Annotated in this window: 19 protein-coding genes and 1 tRNA gene; 6 read left to right on the top strand and 14 right to left on the bottom strand. The window is 45.4% G+C overall.

Features of this window, described 5'->3' with window-relative positions; all coding sequences use genetic code 11:
* From KI659_RS09825 to KI659_RS09860, 8 genes are all read right to left on the bottom strand, one after another.
* On the bottom strand, positions 1 to 2,751 hold the full coding sequence (locus KI659_RS09825; protein ID WP_213945171.1) for a BamA/OMP85 family outer membrane protein: 2,751 nt from the start codon (positions 2,749 to 2,751) through the stop codon (positions 1 to 3).
* A 4-nt stretch (positions 2,752 to 2,755) separates the two neighbouring features.
* A complete protein-coding gene (locus tag KI659_RS09830) occupies positions 2,756 to 3,523 on the bottom strand; it encodes an isoprenyl transferase (RefSeq protein ID WP_262898491.1) in 768 nt (255 codons plus the stop codon).
* Between the two features lie 48 nt (positions 3,524 to 3,571).
* Positions 3,572 to 4,327, bottom strand: a complete 756-nt coding sequence (gene porG / locus KI659_RS09835; RefSeq protein WP_213945173.1) for a type IX secretion system protein PorG — start codon at positions 4,325 to 4,327, stop codon at positions 3,572 to 3,574.
* 170 nt (positions 4,328 to 4,497) lie between these two features.
* Positions 4,498 to 5,373, bottom strand: coding sequence for an NAD kinase (locus KI659_RS09840; RefSeq protein WP_213945174.1), 876 nt, complete (start codon positions 5,371 to 5,373; stop codon positions 4,498 to 4,500).
* A gap of 117 nt (positions 5,374 to 5,490) precedes the next feature.
* Positions 5,491 to 6,156, bottom strand: coding sequence for a CBS domain-containing protein (locus KI659_RS09845; protein ID WP_213945175.1), 666 nt, complete (start codon positions 6,154 to 6,156; stop codon positions 5,491 to 5,493).
* A 390-nt stretch (positions 6,157 to 6,546) separates the two neighbouring features.
* The gene (locus KI659_RS09850; protein ID WP_213945176.1) at positions 6,547 to 7,149 is read right to left on the bottom strand and encodes an anthranilate synthase component II; all 603 of its coding nucleotides are present in this window, start codon (positions 7,147 to 7,149) and stop codon (positions 6,547 to 6,549) included.
* On the bottom strand, positions 7,130 to 7,678 hold the full coding sequence (locus KI659_RS09855; protein WP_213945177.1) for a CvpA family protein: 549 nt from the start codon (positions 7,676 to 7,678) through the stop codon (positions 7,130 to 7,132). Before KI659_RS09855 ends, KI659_RS09850 begins: the two co-directional genes overlap by 20 nt.
* A gap of 4 nt (positions 7,679 to 7,682) precedes the next feature.
* On the bottom strand, positions 7,683 to 8,132 hold the full coding sequence (locus KI659_RS09860; RefSeq protein WP_213945178.1) for a GatB/YqeY domain-containing protein: 450 nt from the start codon (positions 8,130 to 8,132) through the stop codon (positions 7,683 to 7,685).
* Positions 8,133 to 8,194: 62 nt separating this feature from the next.
* Here KI659_RS09860 and KI659_RS09865 point away from each other — a divergent pair, with 62 nt between their 5' ends.
* The 5 genes from KI659_RS09865 to KI659_RS09885 are packed head-to-tail and all read left to right on the top strand — an operon-like array spanning position 8,195 to position 12,176.
* Positions 8,195 to 8,911 (top strand): pyridoxine 5'-phosphate synthase, encoded by a 717-nt coding sequence (locus tag KI659_RS09865; protein WP_213945179.1) that lies wholly within the window; start codon positions 8,195 to 8,197, stop codon positions 8,909 to 8,911.
* A 10-nt stretch (positions 8,912 to 8,921) separates the two neighbouring features.
* Positions 8,922 to 9,686, top strand: a complete 765-nt coding sequence (locus KI659_RS09870) for an alpha/beta fold hydrolase (protein WP_213945180.1) — start codon at positions 8,922 to 8,924, stop codon at positions 9,684 to 9,686.
* A 2-nt stretch (positions 9,687 to 9,688) separates the two neighbouring features.
* The gene (locus KI659_RS09875) at positions 9,689 to 10,411 is read left to right on the top strand and encodes an SAM-dependent methyltransferase (RefSeq protein WP_213945181.1); all 723 of its coding nucleotides are present in this window, start codon (positions 9,689 to 9,691) and stop codon (positions 10,409 to 10,411) included.
* A gap of 60 nt (positions 10,412 to 10,471) precedes the next feature.
* Complete coding sequence (locus KI659_RS09880; protein WP_213945182.1) at positions 10,472 to 10,756, top strand: DUF427 domain-containing protein; 285 nt, start codon at positions 10,472 to 10,474, stop codon at positions 10,754 to 10,756.
* A gap of 28 nt (positions 10,757 to 10,784) precedes the next feature.
* Positions 10,785 to 12,176 (top strand): mercuric reductase, encoded by a 1,392-nt coding sequence (locus KI659_RS09885; RefSeq protein ID WP_213945183.1) that lies wholly within the window; start codon positions 10,785 to 10,787, stop codon positions 12,174 to 12,176.
* Between the two features lie 233 nt (positions 12,177 to 12,409).
* Here the strand turns inward: KI659_RS09885 and KI659_RS09890 are convergent, their stop codons facing one another.
* From KI659_RS09890 to KI659_RS09915, 6 genes are all read right to left on the bottom strand, one after another.
* Positions 12,410 to 12,877, bottom strand: a complete 468-nt coding sequence (locus KI659_RS09890) for a DUF4252 domain-containing protein (protein WP_213945184.1) — start codon at positions 12,875 to 12,877, stop codon at positions 12,410 to 12,412.
* Positions 12,874 to 13,899: a hypothetical protein gene (locus KI659_RS09895; RefSeq protein ID WP_213945185.1), complete on the bottom strand. Its 1,026-nt coding sequence runs from the start codon at positions 13,897 to 13,899 to the stop codon at positions 12,874 to 12,876. Before KI659_RS09895 ends, KI659_RS09890 begins: the two co-directional genes overlap by 4 nt.
* Positions 13,900 to 13,921: 22 nt before the next feature.
* Positions 13,922 to 14,455 (bottom strand): DUF4252 domain-containing protein, encoded by a 534-nt coding sequence (locus KI659_RS09900; RefSeq protein ID WP_213945186.1) that lies wholly within the window; start codon positions 14,453 to 14,455, stop codon positions 13,922 to 13,924.
* Between the two features lie 85 nt (positions 14,456 to 14,540).
* On the bottom strand, positions 14,541 to 14,966 hold the full coding sequence (locus KI659_RS09905) for a hypothetical protein (RefSeq protein WP_213945187.1): 426 nt from the start codon (positions 14,964 to 14,966) through the stop codon (positions 14,541 to 14,543).
* Entirely contained in the window at positions 14,950 to 15,447 is a 498-nt protein-coding gene (locus KI659_RS09910; RefSeq protein ID WP_213945188.1) for an RNA polymerase sigma factor, read from the bottom strand. Before KI659_RS09910 ends, KI659_RS09905 begins: the two co-directional genes overlap by 17 nt.
* Positions 15,448 to 15,794: 347 nt before the next feature.
* A tRNA-Phe gene (locus tag KI659_RS09915) sits at positions 15,795 to 15,867 on the bottom strand.
* A gap of 101 nt (positions 15,868 to 15,968) precedes the next feature.
* On the opposite strand from KI659_RS09915, the gene KI659_RS09920 reads away from it, so the two are divergent.
* Entirely contained in the window at positions 15,969 to 17,303 is a 1,335-nt protein-coding gene (locus tag KI659_RS09920; RefSeq protein WP_213945189.1) for a 4Fe-4S dicluster domain-containing protein, read from the top strand.
* The last annotated feature ends 26 nt before the right edge of the window (positions 17,304 to 17,329 follow it).

Here is a 17,329-nt window from a genome sequence, read left to right on the forward strand (position 1 = left end):
TTATCTAAACTGTTGCCCGATGGTAAAGTGGAATTGTCCTCCACTTGGCTGCTGTTGACCAGGCATCGGGTCAAATCCGTAACCCCAATCAATCCCTAGAAGACCGAAGGCTGGCATAAAGATCCTCGCACCAAAACCTGCTGATTTTTTCAGGTTATAAGGGTTGAAGTCAGCATAGTCGCCCCACACGTTACCCGCTTCAGCAAATCCTAAAAGGAAAATCGTCGCAGATGGGTTTGGTGAAACCAGGAATCTAAGTTCCATCACATGTTTGTTATAGGCAACACCGCCACCACCTTGTCCAGGTCGGCCCATTTGGTTGGTCCCTACTATGGATTGGTTTTCATAACCTCTCAAACCAATGATCTCTCTACCCAGTGCAAAGTTGTTGAAGGTCATACCATCACCACCCATCACGAACCTTTCAAGTGGGATGATCCCTACTCCGTCGCCATATGATCCCAAGAAACCCATGTGCGTTCTGGCACTCACCACAAGTTTGTTGAGACCCAGTACCGGAGTATAGAAAGTCGCATCAAACATCCATTTGTGATATTCCAACCACTGGAACCTTTCCTCATCTGGAGATTCACGGTTTACATTTGGATTCAAAGTAGCATAAGGAGGAGTAAAGTCCGTACTCAAGGAAATGTTGGAACCAAACCTTGGGAAGATTGGGCTATCCACGTTGTTCCTTGATATGGTAGTGTTCCAGTTCAAACTGTTAGCCCTACCTGTATTATAGCTTAGGCCAAACATGTTTCCAAATTCATTGAATTCATAAACCTGGAACTGCAGCGAGTTACTGAAGAAAAAATAATCATCAGGCCATGTCACCCTTCTGGCAAGACCCAAGGTCGCACCGGTGATTTTAAAATAACCCAACTCTTCTCCGAAGCCTGGACCACCGGGCATTCCCATACCCATACCCATGCCACCCATGCCCATCATGCCACCCATACCCATGCCGCCCCAGTTCATCTGACGCTGTATGGAGTGATTGACACTAAAACTTAATGCGTTTGGCTTCTTGCCACCAAACCAAGGTTCGGTAAGTGAGAAACTATAGTTTTGGAAGTTTGGACCATTTGCTTGTACTCTCAAAGAAAGCTTTTGCCCATCCCCTACCGGAAGCGGTCTCCACTTGCTGAAGTTACCGATATTTTTTACCGAGAAGTTATTGAAGACCAATCCGACAGTACCTACAAATCCGAAGAATCCTCCCCAACCACCAGAAAGTTCGATCTGGTCATTTGGTCTTTCCTCTAGTTTGAAAATGATATCCACCGTAGCATCTTCAAAATTAGGACGCATATCCGGATCAATCGTTTCTGGATCAAAGTAACCCAATTGGGAAAGTTCCCTGATAGTTCTTACCAGTGCGGCTCTGTTGAATTTCTGACCAGGAAGAATTTTGATCTCCCTCATCACCACGTGATCAGACGTACGCTCGTTACCTTCTATAGCCACACTGTTTACAGTAACCTGCGGACCTTCAAAGATTCTCATTTCTATATCAATGGAATCGGCCTGCACATTTACCTCAACTGGATCAATCTGGAAGAAAAGATAACCGTCATCCTGATACAGGGAGCTGACATCATCACCTCTCTGCGGATCATAGTTTAAGCGTTTCTCCAATCTCTCTTTATTATATATATCACCTTTGCTGATTCCCAATTTGGTTCTCAACACTTCATCATCATGGATATAGTTACCCGTGAAGGTGATATTTCTATAATAATACTGATGTCCTTCCTCAACATCGATATCGATGTTGATCGTATTTTTACCAAAGCTATAAACAGTATCTCTCAACACTGCGGCATCCCTATAGCCTCTGGTTTGGTAGAAATTGATCAGGCTCTCTCTATCGTCCCTAAAATCCTTAGCGACATATTTGGATGAGTTGAAGAAGTTAAGTTTGAAGTTTTTGTTCATGTAAAGCTTCACGTCTTCGTCAGAAACCGGGTTTCTGTAGGCGATAGCTTCTTTTACATCTCTAGGCCTTGCATTGGTAAGTCTAGAGTAAATGTCTTTGAAAATATGAACACGGGCGTGCTCATTGGTATTTTTCAGCTTTCTCTTAATTCTTCCGTCAGAGATGTTCTCATTTCCGGAAATGCTGATTTCGTTGATTCTTACTTTGGAGTTCTTGACAACATCAAATCTTAAAAGAACGCTGTTAGGTAGGGTCTCATCCCTTACTTGGGTAACTTTGACCTCGGTATTGAGAAAACCCTTGTCTACAAAATACTGTCTGATATTACGCTGGGCGTTGTTCAACACATCATCACGCACTACCCTACCCCTAATTTTGATCTTATCCCTTAGCTCACTTTCCTGAGTTTTGTTCACTCCGGTGAATTCTACCCTACTGAACCTTGGTCGTTCAGTAAGTTCCAACAACAAATGGATATCCTCACCTTCGATCTTGGTCACCAAGATTTTCACGTCACCGATAATCCCTTGACCCCAGAGCTTTTTCAAAGCTGCGGAAACCTCATCGCCCGGCACGCTGATCTTGTCACCAACGCGCAAGCCCGAAAGAGAGATAATAGCATTCTCATCCAAGGTGGTCAGACCCACCGCGGAAATGCCGGCAATGGTAAAACTTTGGGGTTTGGTATAATCTAATTGTAATATGTCTACCGGCTTCTGTGGGGTGAACCTGCTTTGTCCCAGGCGAATCTGGCCGAAGGTGTTTCCCGCATAGATAAGGAAAAGTAAGACTATTAAAATTCTTTTCATCAAATTATGATTTAATCTGCGCTCCGGTCTTGCCAAAACGTCTTTCTCTTTTTTGGTAATCCAATACGGCCTCGAACAAATGTTCTTTTCTAAAGTCCGGCCAGAGCACCTCTGTGAAATAAAGCTCTGTATATGCCATCTGCCAAATGAGGAAATTACTTGTCCTCAGCTCCCCGCTGGTCCTGATCAACAATTCCGGATCAGGCAGCCCCTTGGTGTTCAAATGTTCGGAAATCAGCTCTTGAGTGATCTCTTCTGCACACAGTTTTTGATCAGCGACTTTTTTGACAATCTGTTTTACCGCCTCCTGGATTTCCCAGCGCCCACTATAGCTCAAAGCCAGCACCACGGTCAAACCCGTATTGTGGGAGGTTTTATCTTTTGCGTCCTGAAGGTTTTTCTGGCATTTTCGGGGAAGGCTCTTAATATCCCCTATAGAGATGAGACGGATGTTGTTTTCCATCATGTTGGGCACCTCGCCGGCAATGGTATTGACCAAAAGCTCCATCAAGGCATTGACTTCGTCTTTGGGTCTTGACCAGTTTTCGGTCGAAAATGCATACAGGGTCAGGTATTCTACACCTAGGTCACTGGCACCCTCGATAGTGTCCTTTACGGCAGTTAGGGCGTTTTTGTGCCCAAATATCCGCATTGCACCTTTCTTTTGTGCCCATCTCCCGTTGCCATCCATGATGACAGCTATATGACGGGGGATGTTGTCCTTGTCAATCGCTTCTATCATTCCTTTTTGTTCCTGTCTTCTAAAATTCAGGGTACAAAAATGCTATTTCTTTTTCAATTATCTATTTTATATAGCCAATTAATTAAAATTAAAGCATTTGACTTGATGGAAGGAGTAACTGACGGTGACGCCTAAAAAGTAATACCAGTCCTTATTATCCCTATCTCCGAAGGTATAGGTGTTAGGATTGGTTATGTATTCTCCACCGCCTATTGGAACGGCGCGTGGTTGGAAATATTCCGGATTGTGCTCAATCCGGTCTAGATAATCCGTGAAAGTTGCCCGAGCCCCAAATTCCAGGGTCATGAACAGCCTGTCCTTCAGCTGGTATTTTACCCCCAGCCCAAACGGGATTACCGGTGTGCCTACATAGTAATTGGTGTTGTTGAAACCCAGTTGATCTTCCTTGCCCATGAAGAAGGCGAACCCAAAGCCGAACATGGCAAATGGGGAAAACCTCACTGTGGACTGTGGATTGAGAAAGTCCAGAAAGTAATATTCCATCATCAGGTGGGTTTCCACTAAGGTTCCCCTAAATGCGGCATTTCTTTCCAGGGCCATCGGATCAATCGGGCGGATGCTGTCCGTGGCGTTGAGCCGGCCTATAGCCAGACCCCCACGCAAGCTCCACACATTGTCAAAATTTCGTCTGCCAAACAACGTTCCTTGAAGGCCGGATTGTGAGGGATCAATACGCCGGATCATATCTCCGGTATAAGTGGAACCGCCCAGTCCGAAACCAATTTCATACTGTTGAGCAGCGGTTTTGTGCGACAGCACAAAAGTTGCTAAAATCAATCCCAAACAGACATAATAGAATTTGGCTCTTTTCAAGTCGATGCAATTTATAAAGTAGTAAACGAATTAAAAACCTACCCTGGTATTTACCGGGTTAATATATGTTAAAAGCTTATTTTGACGTCTTTTGTCATTGTACTAAGTACTAGGTACTAAGTAGGTATCCAGGCTTTCCGTCTCCGGTCTTCGGTCTCCCGTCTTCCGTCTCAATTCCTCATATCCAACCCCCAATTCAACTTTTGCCTCAAGGTGTCAAAAAAATTGTAATCATTGAATTTGACAAGCTTGGCCACAAAATCTTCTTTTCTGATTGTGAGCTTTATTCCAGCGGCCACAGCAGTGGACCTGGAGTCCAGGGAAACCAGAAACTTCTTGCTCCTCCCCTCTATATCAAAGCTGATCTTACAATCATCCGGCACAATCATGGGCCTGACGTTAAGATTGTGAGGACTTACGGGGGTTAGAACAAAGTTTTTGGCCCTTGGCGTGATCAGCGGACCTCCACAGCTCAGCGAGTAACCTGTACTGCCGGTAGGTGTGGACACTATCAACCCATCTGCCCAATAACTATTGAGATACTCCCCGTCAATATAGGTATGTACCGTGATCATGGACGAGGTGTCACGCTTGTGAATAGTAAACTCATTCAGCCCGTAAGTGATCCCGTTGAAAAGTGACTTGTTAGTCTCCAGGCCGATCAGGGTCCTGTCCTCAATCGTATAATGTTTTTCAAAAAGAACCTGAATGGCCTTTTCCACCTCCTCTTTGGCTATTGTCGCCAAAAAGCCAAGCCGGCCGGTGTTGATCCCCAAAATGGGAATCTGGTAGGCCCCTACCCACGACACTGTATCAAGAAAAGTACCATCTCCGCCCACTGATATGATAAAATCCATACTCTGAAGGTGCTTACCCTTAGAAAGCACCTCAAAATCAGGGGATTTGGCCCCCGTTTTCTTGAAGAATTTATGAAAAGGTTCTGTAAAAAAAATTTTTGCACCGTGATGATGCAAAACCGAAAGCAATTGTTCAATATAAGGCACAAACTCCTTTTGGAAGTTCAGCCCGTGAAGGGTTACATTCATTTCATCCTATTATTTCACCCGCATAATTTTAATACTCCGCTAAGAAGCCTACTCTATTCCCTCAGCCTAACTTTGTGCTACTTCTTTAAAACTTTGTGCCCTTTGTGGCCAATTTACCTATATATCCAAAAATCTCAGCAAATTCCCCAGTCGGTCATGTTCACCGCTTGTGCTGGGTTCTTCCTGATAGTGGTCAATGACTTTGTAGCCAAACCGCTCCAAGGTGGCCTTGATGTGCCTAAGCTCGCTTTTATCCACCTTAAGGGTCACTTTGATCTTGCTGTCATCCAATGGATCATTGCTTATAAAACTGCTTAGGATTTTGGCGTTTTCCGACTCTATCACCCGGGCAATCTCATACAGGCTGTAATCCGTCATATACATGGAAAGGATCAATACCCCTCCCTGCGACTGGATAGAAAGCGTATCGGCAAAAGCAGATATGGCGTCCTCCAAAGTGATCACTCCATGGTACACACCTTCACGATCAATCACGGCCACCATGTTGGATTGGAATTCGGAAGCCACCCTGAGCACATCGTAAATATGCTTGTCTTTATACACAAAGCAGGCCTCAGATTCCATCTCCACTTCCTGAATAGTCAAGTCGGGATTGTTGAGGTTATAAATCTGCTCATCGGTCACCAAACCCCTAAATTGCCCTTCATGCACTACAGGCAACACATTGGTCCTGATTTCCTCCATCCACGATAGCGCCATCTTCACCTTGTCAGTAAATTTCAATGGGGGAATCATGTTATTGATAAATTCGTATGCCTGCATGGTTTTAAAGATATGAAATTGGATTCATAATATAAAACGTGATTGCGATGTGGGTTGTTTGGATTTGGGAGAAAAGTTGGGGAGACGGAGGACGGGAGACCGAAGAAAGGGGAAACAGACCAGTAACCCAAAAAACCTAACCGCAAAGAGCAAAAAGGTTCGCAAAGAAAACTTGAAGAGGTTTAATTTTCTTTGTGTCTCCCACATCCTTTTTGGTTTGACTTTTTTCTCTGGGAGCTCTGGGTCTCCGTGGTTTCTTTTTGGATTCTCTTTGCGTTCCTCCGCGTCCTTTGCGGTTTATTTTTTTCTCTGCGAACTCCTCTGGGCCTGCGTGGTTGTTTTTTTTGTATTTCCTTTGCGTTTCTCCGCGCCCTTTGCGGCTTTATTATTTTAATGCTGTAACTCTACTTTTGCGGTTAACCTTTTTTCCTCCACATAAATCCTAACCCAATTCCTCAATATCTCCAACCCATATTCAGTCAAATGTGCTTCGGGGTGAAATTGGATCCCAATTAGGGGTAGTTCGCGGTGCGCAATGGCCATCACCTCCCCCGAATTGGTTTCCAACAGTACCTGCAGTTCAGCTGGCAATCCCTTTAACTCCAAAGAATGGTAACGGGTAACTTTAAACCTATCGGGTAAACCATCCAGCAGAGGATGTTCGGTGACTTTACTTACTTCATGAACCTTCCCATGCACAGGCACTTTTCCCTTGGTGAGTTTGGCTCCAAAAAACTCACCAATCGCCTGATGGCCCAGGCAGATACCAAGTACCGGCAATTTGTCGTAGTAGTAACCCAAAATCTGCATGAGATTACCGGCTTGGCTAGGGGTTTCCGGACCTGGGGAGAGGATTAACGCCTCGTAAGAAACTTTTTGAAGCTCTTCCAGAGACACGTCATTGCGGACCACCTTGAGCTCGGCCCCTGCCTGCCTCAGGTAGTCAGCCAATATATAGGAAAACGAATCGAAATTATCTATCAACAACAGCACCGGTATCTATCTCTACAAGTTTGCGAATCGAATTAATGGAATGGTCAATCATGGGCGTGTAGGTTTCCAGGGCCTCCACCGTAGCCGGGGCTATTGGGGCTATCCATGGGTACACCACCGCATCGGCCACCCGGCTTTCCGGGATCTCGTACTCAAAGGATTTGCCCACCCAGAACAGCAGGCTGATCATAAACGCCCATTTGAAAAAGCCCAATACCGCACCGCCAAGATTGTCAAAGGAACCCAAAAGCGTAAAATCTATCGCTTTTTTGATCACATAAGCCAAGATTCTCAGGGTGATGGTGACGGCAAAAAAGATGATGATAAAAGCCACAAAGGGCAGCATGAAGGTAAAACTCTCCACATTCTGCGCCAGGATCTCGGCTCCCCAATGCATGAATTTGAAGCCCAGCAATATGGCTATAAAAAAAGCAACGATAGACAACAACCCTATGAATAGCCCCTTTCGGTAACCGCTAAAGGTTCCTAGGAGCAATAAAAAAAGGATAATGATGTCTACCGTATTCAATATATTAGGCTAATAAAGATTTTACTTTTTGGGAGATTAATTTGCCATCGGCCTTGCCTGCCAGTTGCTTGGTAGCCACACCCATGACCTTGCCCATATCCTTGGGACCATTGGCACCTACCTGGGCGATGATCTGCTTCAGCTCTGCTTCTAACTCTTCCTCGGTCAGTTGCTTAGGCAAGAATTCGTTGATCACTTCCAATTCCGCAAGCTCAACACTAGCCAGGTCTTCCCGGTTCTGTTGCTGGTAAATTTCTGCGGAATCTTTTCGCTGCTTGGCCGCACGGGTCAAGAGTTTCATCTCCTCATCTTCAGAGATTCCCTTATCCCCACCGGATTTGGTTTCCTCCAGCATGATGAGTGATTTGACCGATCTCAAGGCTCTCAACCTGTCTTTATCCTTAGCCAGCATGGCCTTTTTAATTTCGCTTTCTACACTTTGCTTTAGACTCATTTCCCGATTTTTGTGTTTAAATGTGTAAATTTAAAGCAAAATTAGGGTTTTAATTCTTCAAAATGACCAAACTAAGTGTAAATATTAACAAGATTGCCACTTTGAGAAATGCCCGTGGGGGCAATAATCCCGATGTGGTAAAAGTGGCTTTGGATGCTGAGAAATTCGGCGCACAGGGCATCACCGTCCACCCAAGACCTGACGAAAGGCATATCCGCTATGATGATGTGATGAAGCTCAAAGACGTGGTGACCACCGAATTCAACATTGAGGGATATCCCGACGAAAGGTTTATGGAGATCATCCGCATAGCCAAACCGGCCCAGGCCACCCTGGTGCCCGACCCCCCTCATGTGCTTACCTCCAACTCAGGCTGGGACACCATCAGCCACCAAAGCATGCTGAAGGATATCATTGCCGAGCTGCACCAATATGGCACACGGGTATCGATATTCATCAACCCGGAAGAAAAGTATTTTGAACCTGCCAAAACCGCTGGTACTGACAGAGTGGAATTGTATACCGAACCCTATGCGGTAAACTTCCACCAAAACAGGGATGAGGCCATAAAGCCCTATTTGAGGGTTTCGGAGTTGGCCAAAGAGCTTGGCTTGGGTTTAAATGCCGGCCATGACTTGGATCTTCATAACCTTAATTTTTTGGTAAAAACAATCCCTTACATCGACGAGGTTTCAATCGGCCACGCGCTGATATGCGATGCGCTATATTATGGCTTGGAAAACACCATCCAGATGTACCGTCGCCAACTTGAAATATAAACCATAAAACATGAAGCTGAATTATAAAAAAATTGGGCAGGGAAAGCCCTTGATCATATTGCACGGATTATTTGGCTCGGCCGACAACTGGCTGACCATTGCCAGAGACCTTGAAAAAGAATACACCTTATACCTGGTAGACCAACGAAACCACGGAGACTCCCCACATTCCGAAGAATGGAATTATACGGCAATGGCGCAGGATATCGCAGAACTTATGGAAAGTGAAGGGCTCGACAGTGCATTCTTAATGGGCCACTCCATGGGAGGCAAGACCGTTATGAATTTTGCCATGCTCTACCCTGAAAAAGTGGACAAACTCATCGTGGCCGACATCGCGCCAAGATACTACCCCGTCCACCATGAAAGGATCCTGGAGGGCCTCAATGCCGTGGATCTCCAAAATGCCAAATCGAGAAAAGATGCCGATGATATGTTGGCCAAGTATATCAATTCCGCCCCAATCCGCCAGTTTTTGATGAAAAACCTCACAAGAAAAGACGGCGGATTTGCTTGGAAAATCAACTTGCAAACCATTACCAAAAACATTGAGGAGGTCGGCAAAGCATTGGAATCAGACAACACCTTTGACAAGCCCACCCTTTTCATGGGGGGAGCCAACTCGGATTACATCACGGAAAAAGACAGGGAAGACATCGAAAGATTTTTCCCCAACAGCCACATCATACACCTCAAAAATGCCGGGCACTGGCTCCACGCAGAGCAACCAGAGGCAGTAAGTAGGACGATCAGGGCTTTTTTGGAAAAAGAATAGATATGGTAAAGAAAAAAGGAACCCTATACCTCATTCCCAGTGTGTTGGCCGAGGATACGGCGGGAAAAGTCATTACCCCTCAAGTGAAGGAATTGCTCCCACATATCCAACATTATGCGGTGGAAAACCTGAGAACTGCCAGAAGGTATATCAGCAGCCTTCGTCTGGGCATAACCATAGAGGATCTCCAAATGGATATTTTGGATAAGAAAACCAAACCTCATCAGTTGGATCAGCTCCTGAAGCCCCTCATGGAAGGGCATGACATGGGGGTGGTCTCTGAGGCCGGTTGCCCGGGGATCGCCGATCCTGGAGCTATAGCGGTAGACTTTGCACACAGAAAAGGCATAAGAGTGGTACCGCTCACAGGTCCATCGTCCATGTTTTTGGCCCTGATGGCATCAGGGTTTAGCGGGCAGTCTTTTGCCTTTCATGGCTACTTGCCCATAGATAAAAAGGCCAAAATAGAAGCCATCAAAAACCTCGAACAGGAAGCGCTGAAATTAAGAAGGACGCAAATCTTCATGGAAACCCCTTTTCGGAACAACGCCCTGCTGGATGACCTGAAAACCACCCTGCATCCCAACACGAGGCTCTGCATTGCCAAAAACATCACAGGAAGCGACGAAATGATCGTTACCAAGACCATCGCTGAATGGAAAAAATCGAAAATTGAGCTTCATAAAATACCCACGGTTTTTTTGATTGGAGAAAGTCAGGGATAGCCCAAACAGTTTGGTTGCGGCTATGTTACAACTCTAACCCGAACCTAAACCCTTACTGATATGAAAGCCATCTGGAAGGACACCGTATTAGCTGAATCCAATGAGACCATACTCTTGGAAAACAATCATTATTTCCCGGCCAAGTCTGTAAATATGCAGTACTTAAAAGAGTCTGCCAACACCAGCACTTGCCCTTGGAAAGGCCACGCCAAATATTACCATGTTGAGGTGAACGGGGAGCAGAATGACAACTCGGCCTGGTATTATCCAGAGCCCAAAGCAGCTGCCGAAGATATCAAAGGCCACATAGCCTTTTACAAAGGGGTTGAGATCGTGACAGAATAGTTTCCCTACCCATTAAATCCCCTGAAACATGCAGAAATTCGACGCAATCATCATTGGCGCCGGCCAATCCGGAATGCCTTTGGCCAAGAAAATTGGAAGTCTGGGCAAGAAAGTCGCCTTGATTGAGAAAAGGGTCGTAGGCGGCACCTGCATCAATGATGGATGCAGCCCTACCAAAACCATGGTAGCTTCTGCAAGGGTTGCCCACCTGGTCAGCCGGGCATCCGACTTTGGGATTGAGGTACCCAACTATTCGGTGGACCAAAAAAAGATAAAAGCCAGAAAAGACCATATTGTGGAGCTTTTTAGGGGCGGGGCGGAAAAGGCCCTGGTTAAAGCCGAGAACGTAACTATCATCATCGGCATGGCCAGATTTACAGATTGCCGAAAAGTGGAAGTAATCCATGAGGGCAAGGTCATCGAGGAACTGGAAGCCGAACACGTCTTTATCGACACCGGCGCCCAGCCGATTATTCCCAATGTGGAAGGCATCGAAGAGGTTCCCTACCTAAACTCCACTACTATCATGGAGCTTGAAGAAACACCCGAACACTTGGTCATCATGGGTGGCGGATATATTGGGCTTGAGTTTGCCCAGATGTTCCGCAGATTCGGCAGTCAGGTCACTATTTTGGACAACGGCCCAAGGCTTGTGCCCAAAGAGGATGAGGATGTCTGCGAAGAAGTAAGCAGGATTTTTCAGGAGGAAGGCATCTCCACCAGTTTCAATTCTAATGTGGTCAAGGTATCGAAAGATGGCCCTAAGCTTGAAGTGACCTATATCAAAGAGGGCCAAAAAGAGACGGTCCATGGTTCCCATCTCCTAGTGGCAGTGGGCCGCAGACCTTCTACCGATAAACTACAACTCGAAAAGTCCAATATCGAAACCGACGAAAAAGGCGATATCCTGGTGGATGAATATCATGAGACCAGTTGTAAAGGCGTATTTGCCCTAGGCGATGTAGTTGGCGAGACCCCCTTTACCCACATGGCCTACCATGATGCCCACACGGTGTTTAAATGCGTATACGAGAAGGAAAAGATCTCCAAAGTGGATAGGTTGATGCCCTATTGCATCTTTATAGACCCGCAGCTCGCCCGGGTGGGCTTAAATGAACAGCAGGCCAAAGCAAAAGGCATCCCTTACGAGGTAGGTAAATACTGGATGAAACATGCCGGCAGACCCTTGGAAGTTGACGAAAAACGCGGCTTCTTCAAAGTGCTGGTCAACCCTGAGAATCGGATGATTCTGGGCGCTACTATCCTATCAATTGATGGCGGGGAGATCATTGCCGCCATCCAAATGGCCATGCTTGGAGGCATCACCGCCGACGTGATCCAACACCTCCCCATCGCCCACCCCACTTTAGCGGAGAATTTGAATAATGTGATGGGGATGATTGGGAAAGATAATTATTAACCGCTGAGGCGCAGAGGGTACAGAATTTTAGGGTAAACCGCAAAGATAAGAAGTAGCGCAAAGGGGGTTGTGTTAATTAGAAATTGAGAATTAAGAATGAGGAATTGGCGCCCCATGCCTCATTCCTAATTTCTAATTCTCCGTTAATGTCCCCTCTGTGAAACTCCTTTTAAACCCCTTTAAACTCTGCCTGGCCGCCGTGGCGGGTGTCCCAGTTCAACCCCTGAGAGTCACTATCTAACCTCAGACAAGGTTTTGGCATCGAAGTCCCCTTGGAGTGATACCACTATGTAGTCATTTCCCTCCCCGCTGATCAGCAGGACGAGATCCTGGATTTTCTTGGCGCCTTTAGAATACATGTATACTCCCTTGTTCTTCTGCGAGGCCTCCATCATCAGCTCGTATTTTTCTTTGGCCAGGCCTTTTTGTAGGCTGAGAAAATCTGCAGCGGCGGTACCGCTATTAGCAGGCAGCTTGAAGAATTTTACTCTTTCTACCGACTTGGCAATCGCATCCATATTCCCCTCATCAAGTGAAATATTCAGTCCCTTGGCAAAATTCATAAAGCTCCCCCCCAGATCCATATGAAAGAAGTCCTTGTCCCCCTTATATTTGTCAAAAAGGCTATCCACGCTTCTACTCTGGGCAAAAGCGGAGAAATTAATGGCCAATAACAAGGCCGCTAAGATTAGATTTTTCATGTTGTAATTGTTTTTAGTTTTTTGTTGATTTCTAATATGAGATTATCAATGTAGTCAGCACCCTTTTCCACTTCGGCGTAATACAATAGCACCATTTGATCGCTTTGTGAAAAAAACAGGATCAAATCAGATTTTGCCTGTGGCATAGTATAAAGTTCAAATGATCTTTCTCCAGAGCGGTGGGAGATTTGATTTTCAAACCCTTCAGGTATCAAGCGACTAACTACAGTTCCAAATTCGCTAAGCCCATCCTGTTCCTTTTTTGCAGTTAAAAGAACACCATCTATCAATTGCTTTGTCTCCACCTGAACTTCCAAATCTTCCATTCCAGTCAGAGGAAGAGGTATTTTGGTGCGAAGTCCTACATTTTCCACTCTTATACCTTTCGGATTATTTTCAGGATGGGACATTTTATAAGCCTCCTGAGGAGACCAGATCTCCTTTATTTCAAAATCTATATCGGAAAATTTTGACTGGAGCTTTTCAAAAATACCCACTTTTCTAGATGATAGCCTAGCATTCAAATCCACTCTTAAGTGTCGGCTTTCTTTGCTACCCAGTCTAAAATAAAGTAGCTCACTTTTCTCTTCACCCTTGGCGAAAAAGTAGATTTCAGAGTCCTGCCCATATTCATCTTTGGCAAAGAGCATTCCGAATCCATCATGACTCTCTTGCTCAAATTCTAACTGAAAACCTTCAGGCATTTCCTCCTTTACCAATCCCTTTAGCGTATCCAAGTCAACCCTCTCATGATTATATTCGGTACTTTCCAAAAGTTTTATCGTCTCAAACTCAAATGATATCTCGGAAGCCTTTCCTTGTTTGAATGGCAACCTGTAGGCCACCTTAAATTTGGATTCTGGATCCATAATTTCCATCACTTCATCTTCGTAAGGCCATAATTGTTTCACTTCTGGAGCAGCTATCCCAAGTTGCTCAGCAATCCGCTGATAAATTCTATCTTGACCCATACCCACCTGAAAAATAAGGCAAGCGATAATTAACAATGCTAACTTCTTCATATTTCTCTATTTCCTTATTTCCCTATTTCCTATTCCCCTTCTCATACTCCTTCATCCCCGGCATATTCGTATTCTCGGCCAGGATATTCAAATCCTGATAAGTAAAATCTCCCAACATACTCAGCAGTGTAAAGCTGTCGCCGGAACCCGTGATCATCAGCAGCTCCTTGACCCGGCCTCTTTCTTCCCGAACCATGAACTTCACGCTGGAGGATTTGTCCTGTACGTCCATGAGGTCCTCGTACTTGTTTCGAGTCAGCGTGCCCATGGCTTCCTTGTAGAGCGGAAGACCGTCGATTTTGTCGGCCGTTAGGATGCGGATGCCCCGTACCTTGCTGATCAGCTCGCCCATGTCCTTTTCGTCCTTTTTGGTTTGGCCATCTGCATTAGATTTCATGAATCCCCCCGCCATCTGCATCATCTTGGGACTGATATAGACCCTCGAGAATCGCTCATCCTCCATATACTTGGAGAAAAACCTCACAATGGCATCATCCTGCGCCTGCACTCCAGTGAAGGCCAGCAGGCAAATCAAGGTTATTAATATCTTTTTCATATTTCTTTAATTATGAATTAGCAATTGAGAATTAAAAACAGCTCCATTCTCCTCATTCTAATTCAACATTCATCATTCATCATTATCAATCCTCCTCAAACAACTCCCTAGTCGTCCCCAGATATCTAAACTCCTCCATTACATCCAGCTTTTTTGTCCCCTTGTTCATATTTTCATTGATGAGCGCAAAAGCCTCCATCACTTGGGCATAGGCCAGGGCCTCCTCTTGCCGTTCCTGATATTTCTGAAACTGGAACACCAAGGCCGTCACCGATAAAAACACGACCAACACGGCCGCAAACTTCAACCATTCCCATGAGCTAGACTTTTTGGCTGGGTAAGTCAGATTTTCTGTATGCTCTTCCTGAAGAAGATTTAATTCTCCGAAAAAAGCTTTTTCCTGCTCATATCCATTGGCTTGCTGCAAAAGGTTTCGCAACTCCTTTTCCTCTTCCAGACTGCTTTCCCCCTCCCAGTATTTTTCCAATAAGTGCTCAATTCTTTCTTCCATGATTTGCTTTGTTTAACAAATGCTCCCTCAATGTTTTTCTGGCCCGAAATAGGTTGACTTTGACCTGATCTTGGCTGATTTCCAGGTGGTCGGCTATTTCCTCATAAGTCAACCCCTCCACTTCCCGCAACATAAAAACCTCTTTTTGTTTATCCGGGAGGACTTCCAAAAACCGAAACACCCTTTTATAGGCCTCCGGAAAATCCGTATCTACCGTCTCACTTTCCGCAAACTCCCTCTCCCCTATGGGTTCCCACTTTTTGTCCTGCCGAAAATGTTGCAGGCATTGGTTCTTCAGCACCCGCACCAGCCAGCCGGCAGGATTGTCCATTTTCTGAAGGGCTTCTTTGTTTGCCCACGCTTTTTCCAGCACCTCCTGAACAGCATCATTGGCCACATCCCGGTCTTTCACCCAGAGAAAAGCCATGCGGTACAGCTTGTCCTTCATAGACCAGATTTGTGCTTCAAAAAATGTCTTCATGCATGGAGATGATGAATAGGAAATGGAAATGTTACAGAAAGATGGAAATATTTTATGAAGATGGGAAATTTAGACAGAAGGACCGAAGACGGAAGACCGAAGTAAAAAACTTAAACCTTACAATTGAGTTTCCAAATGTCGGGGAATTTGGCTAATTTAAAACGGCCAAACCAAATGATCTTAGATTCATTTTAAATTAGGCACACAAATAGTATGCATGCGCACTATTGACTATTTTGCAAAGGTAAATTCAAAACAATGATGGGCTTTAAACCAAAAAATACAACAATGCTTTTGTCACCTGGGGAGGGAAATAAAAAAGCCTTGCTCCAAAGGAACAAGGCTTGTGGTGATGAGTGGATTCGAACCACCGACTCACGGATTTTCAGTCCGATGCTCTACCAACTGAGCTACATCACCGTTGTAATGTGATGCAAAGGTAGGCAAACATTGTTTAGGTGCAAATCATTTAAAGAAAAAAAATCATACTAAATCAACCCAAATAATTTAATCATTTCAATATGAGTATTTTACCGCAAATAATTTTTCTGCTGATTTTTATCGTGGCAGGGTACTTCCTCTACAAAAGGATCAGCTTCCTGAGAAGGGCCATCATGCTGGGCAAAAAATCCGGACGGACGGACAATCCCGGCGAGAGATGGAAAACCATGGGCTTGGTGGCCTTTGGCCAAAAAAAGATGTTCAAGCGAATCGTGCCAGCCATCTTCCACCTTTTCCTTTATGTTGGCTTTATCATCATCAACATAGAAATCCTGGAATTTGTAATCGACGGACTTTTCGGACAGCATCGCTACTTTGCTCCGTTTACCGGCACTTGGTATATGGTGGCACTTAATATATTTGAATTCCTTGCTTTCGGTTCCCTAGTGGCCTCAGTGATTTTCCTCATCAGGAGAAATATCATCAAGCTTCGAAGGTTTACCGCAAGGGAACTTATAGGTTGGCCAAAACTGGATGCTAACCTGATCCTGTTTGCCGAAATCACCCTGATGACCGCCATTTTGGTGATGAATGCAACCGACCAGGCCTTGGCTGACAAAGGTTACTCCCACTACGTGCAGATCGACGGTCTCTTTTTCAGCAGCATGATCAAGCCCCTGTTTATCGACATGGGAGCCACTACCCTATTCTACATTGAGAGGGTCGCTTGGTGGCTGCACATCATCGGCATATTGGGCTTTGCTATTTACATCACGTATTCCAAGCATTTGCACATCTTCCTGGCCTTCCCAAACACTTACTACTCCAACCTTAAGCCTAAGGGTGAGATGAGAAACATGGAGGAAGTCACCAATGAGGTAAATATGATGCTGGGCATACAGACTGAAAACGCACCTGAGCCACCTGCCGAGATCGCAAGATTCGGTGCAAAGGACGTGAATGACCTGAGCTGGGTAAATGTGATGAACGCTTTTGCCTGCACCGAGTGTGGCAGATGCACCGACCAGTGCCCTGCAAATATCACCGGAAAGAAACTTTCGCCTAGAAAAATCATGATGGACACCCGTGACCGCGCCGAAGAAGTAGCCATGAGCTTGGAAAAGGGCGGCAAAGGCCTCGAGGACGGCAAGTCACTCTACGGCGATTACATCACCAAGGAAGAAATCAACGCCTGTACCAGCTGCAATGCCTGTGTGGAAGCCTGTCCGGTGAATATTGACCCGCTGGCGATCATATTGGAGATGAGGAGGTATGTGGCCATGGAAGAAAGCGGTACCCCTCCACAGTGGAACGCCATGTTCCAAAACATGGAAACCAGCTTCTCCCCCTGGAAATTCGCCCCAAGCGACCGATTCAATTGGGCCGACAAGCTAAAAGAAGACAATCAATCATAACGAATACAATCTTAGTACATAGTACC

Origin of the sequence: Litoribacter ruber (assembly GCF_018449405.1) — a bacterium.
Taxonomy (GTDB): domain Bacteria; phylum Bacteroidota; class Bacteroidia; order Cytophagales; family Cyclobacteriaceae; genus Litoribacter; species Litoribacter ruber.

What these genes read in the sequence shown, in the direction of transcription:
- KI659_RS09825 (WP_213945171.1), bottom strand. Translation starts at nt 2,751, where the DNA reads ATGAAAAGAATTTTAATAGTCTTACTTTTCCTTATCTATGCGGGAAAC.
- KI659_RS09840 (WP_213945174.1), bottom strand. Translation starts at nt 5,373, where the DNA reads ATGAATGTAACCCTTCACGGGCTGAACTTCCAAAAGGAGTTTGTGCCT.
- KI659_RS09845 (WP_213945175.1), bottom strand. Translation starts at nt 6,156, where the DNA reads ATGCAGGCATACGAATTTATCAATAACATGATTCCCCCATTGAAATTT.
- KI659_RS09860 (WP_213945178.1), bottom strand. Translation starts at nt 8,132, where the DNA reads ATGAGTCTAAAGCAAAGTGTAGAAAGCGAAATTAAAAAGGCCATGCTG.
- KI659_RS09865 (WP_213945179.1), top strand. Translation starts at nt 8,195, where the DNA reads ATGACCAAACTAAGTGTAAATATTAACAAGATTGCCACTTTGAGAAAT.
- KI659_RS09870 (WP_213945180.1), top strand. Translation starts at nt 8,922, where the DNA reads ATGAAGCTGAATTATAAAAAAATTGGGCAGGGAAAGCCCTTGATCATA.
- KI659_RS09875 (WP_213945181.1), top strand. Translation starts at nt 9,689, where the DNA reads ATGGTAAAGAAAAAAGGAACCCTATACCTCATTCCCAGTGTGTTGGCC.
- KI659_RS09880 (WP_213945182.1), top strand. Translation starts at nt 10,472, where the DNA reads ATGAAAGCCATCTGGAAGGACACCGTATTAGCTGAATCCAATGAGACC.
- KI659_RS09885 (WP_213945183.1), top strand. Translation starts at nt 10,785, where the DNA reads ATGCAGAAATTCGACGCAATCATCATTGGCGCCGGCCAATCCGGAATG.
- KI659_RS09890 (WP_213945184.1), bottom strand. Translation starts at nt 12,877, where the DNA reads ATGAAAAATCTAATCTTAGCGGCCTTGTTATTGGCCATTAATTTCTCC.
- KI659_RS09895 (WP_213945185.1), bottom strand. Translation starts at nt 13,899, where the DNA reads ATGAAGAAGTTAGCATTGTTAATTATCGCTTGCCTTATTTTTCAGGTG.
- KI659_RS09900 (WP_213945186.1), bottom strand. Translation starts at nt 14,455, where the DNA reads ATGAAAAAGATATTAATAACCTTGATTTGCCTGCTGGCCTTCACTGGA.
- KI659_RS09905 (WP_213945187.1), bottom strand. Translation starts at nt 14,966, where the DNA reads ATGGAAGAAAGAATTGAGCACTTATTGGAAAAATACTGGGAGGGGGAA.
- KI659_RS09910 (WP_213945188.1), bottom strand. Translation starts at nt 15,447, where the DNA reads ATGAAGACATTTTTTGAAGCACAAATCTGGTCTATGAAGGACAAGCTG.
- KI659_RS09920 (WP_213945189.1), top strand. Translation starts at nt 15,969, where the DNA reads ATGAGTATTTTACCGCAAATAATTTTTCTGCTGATTTTTATCGTGGCA.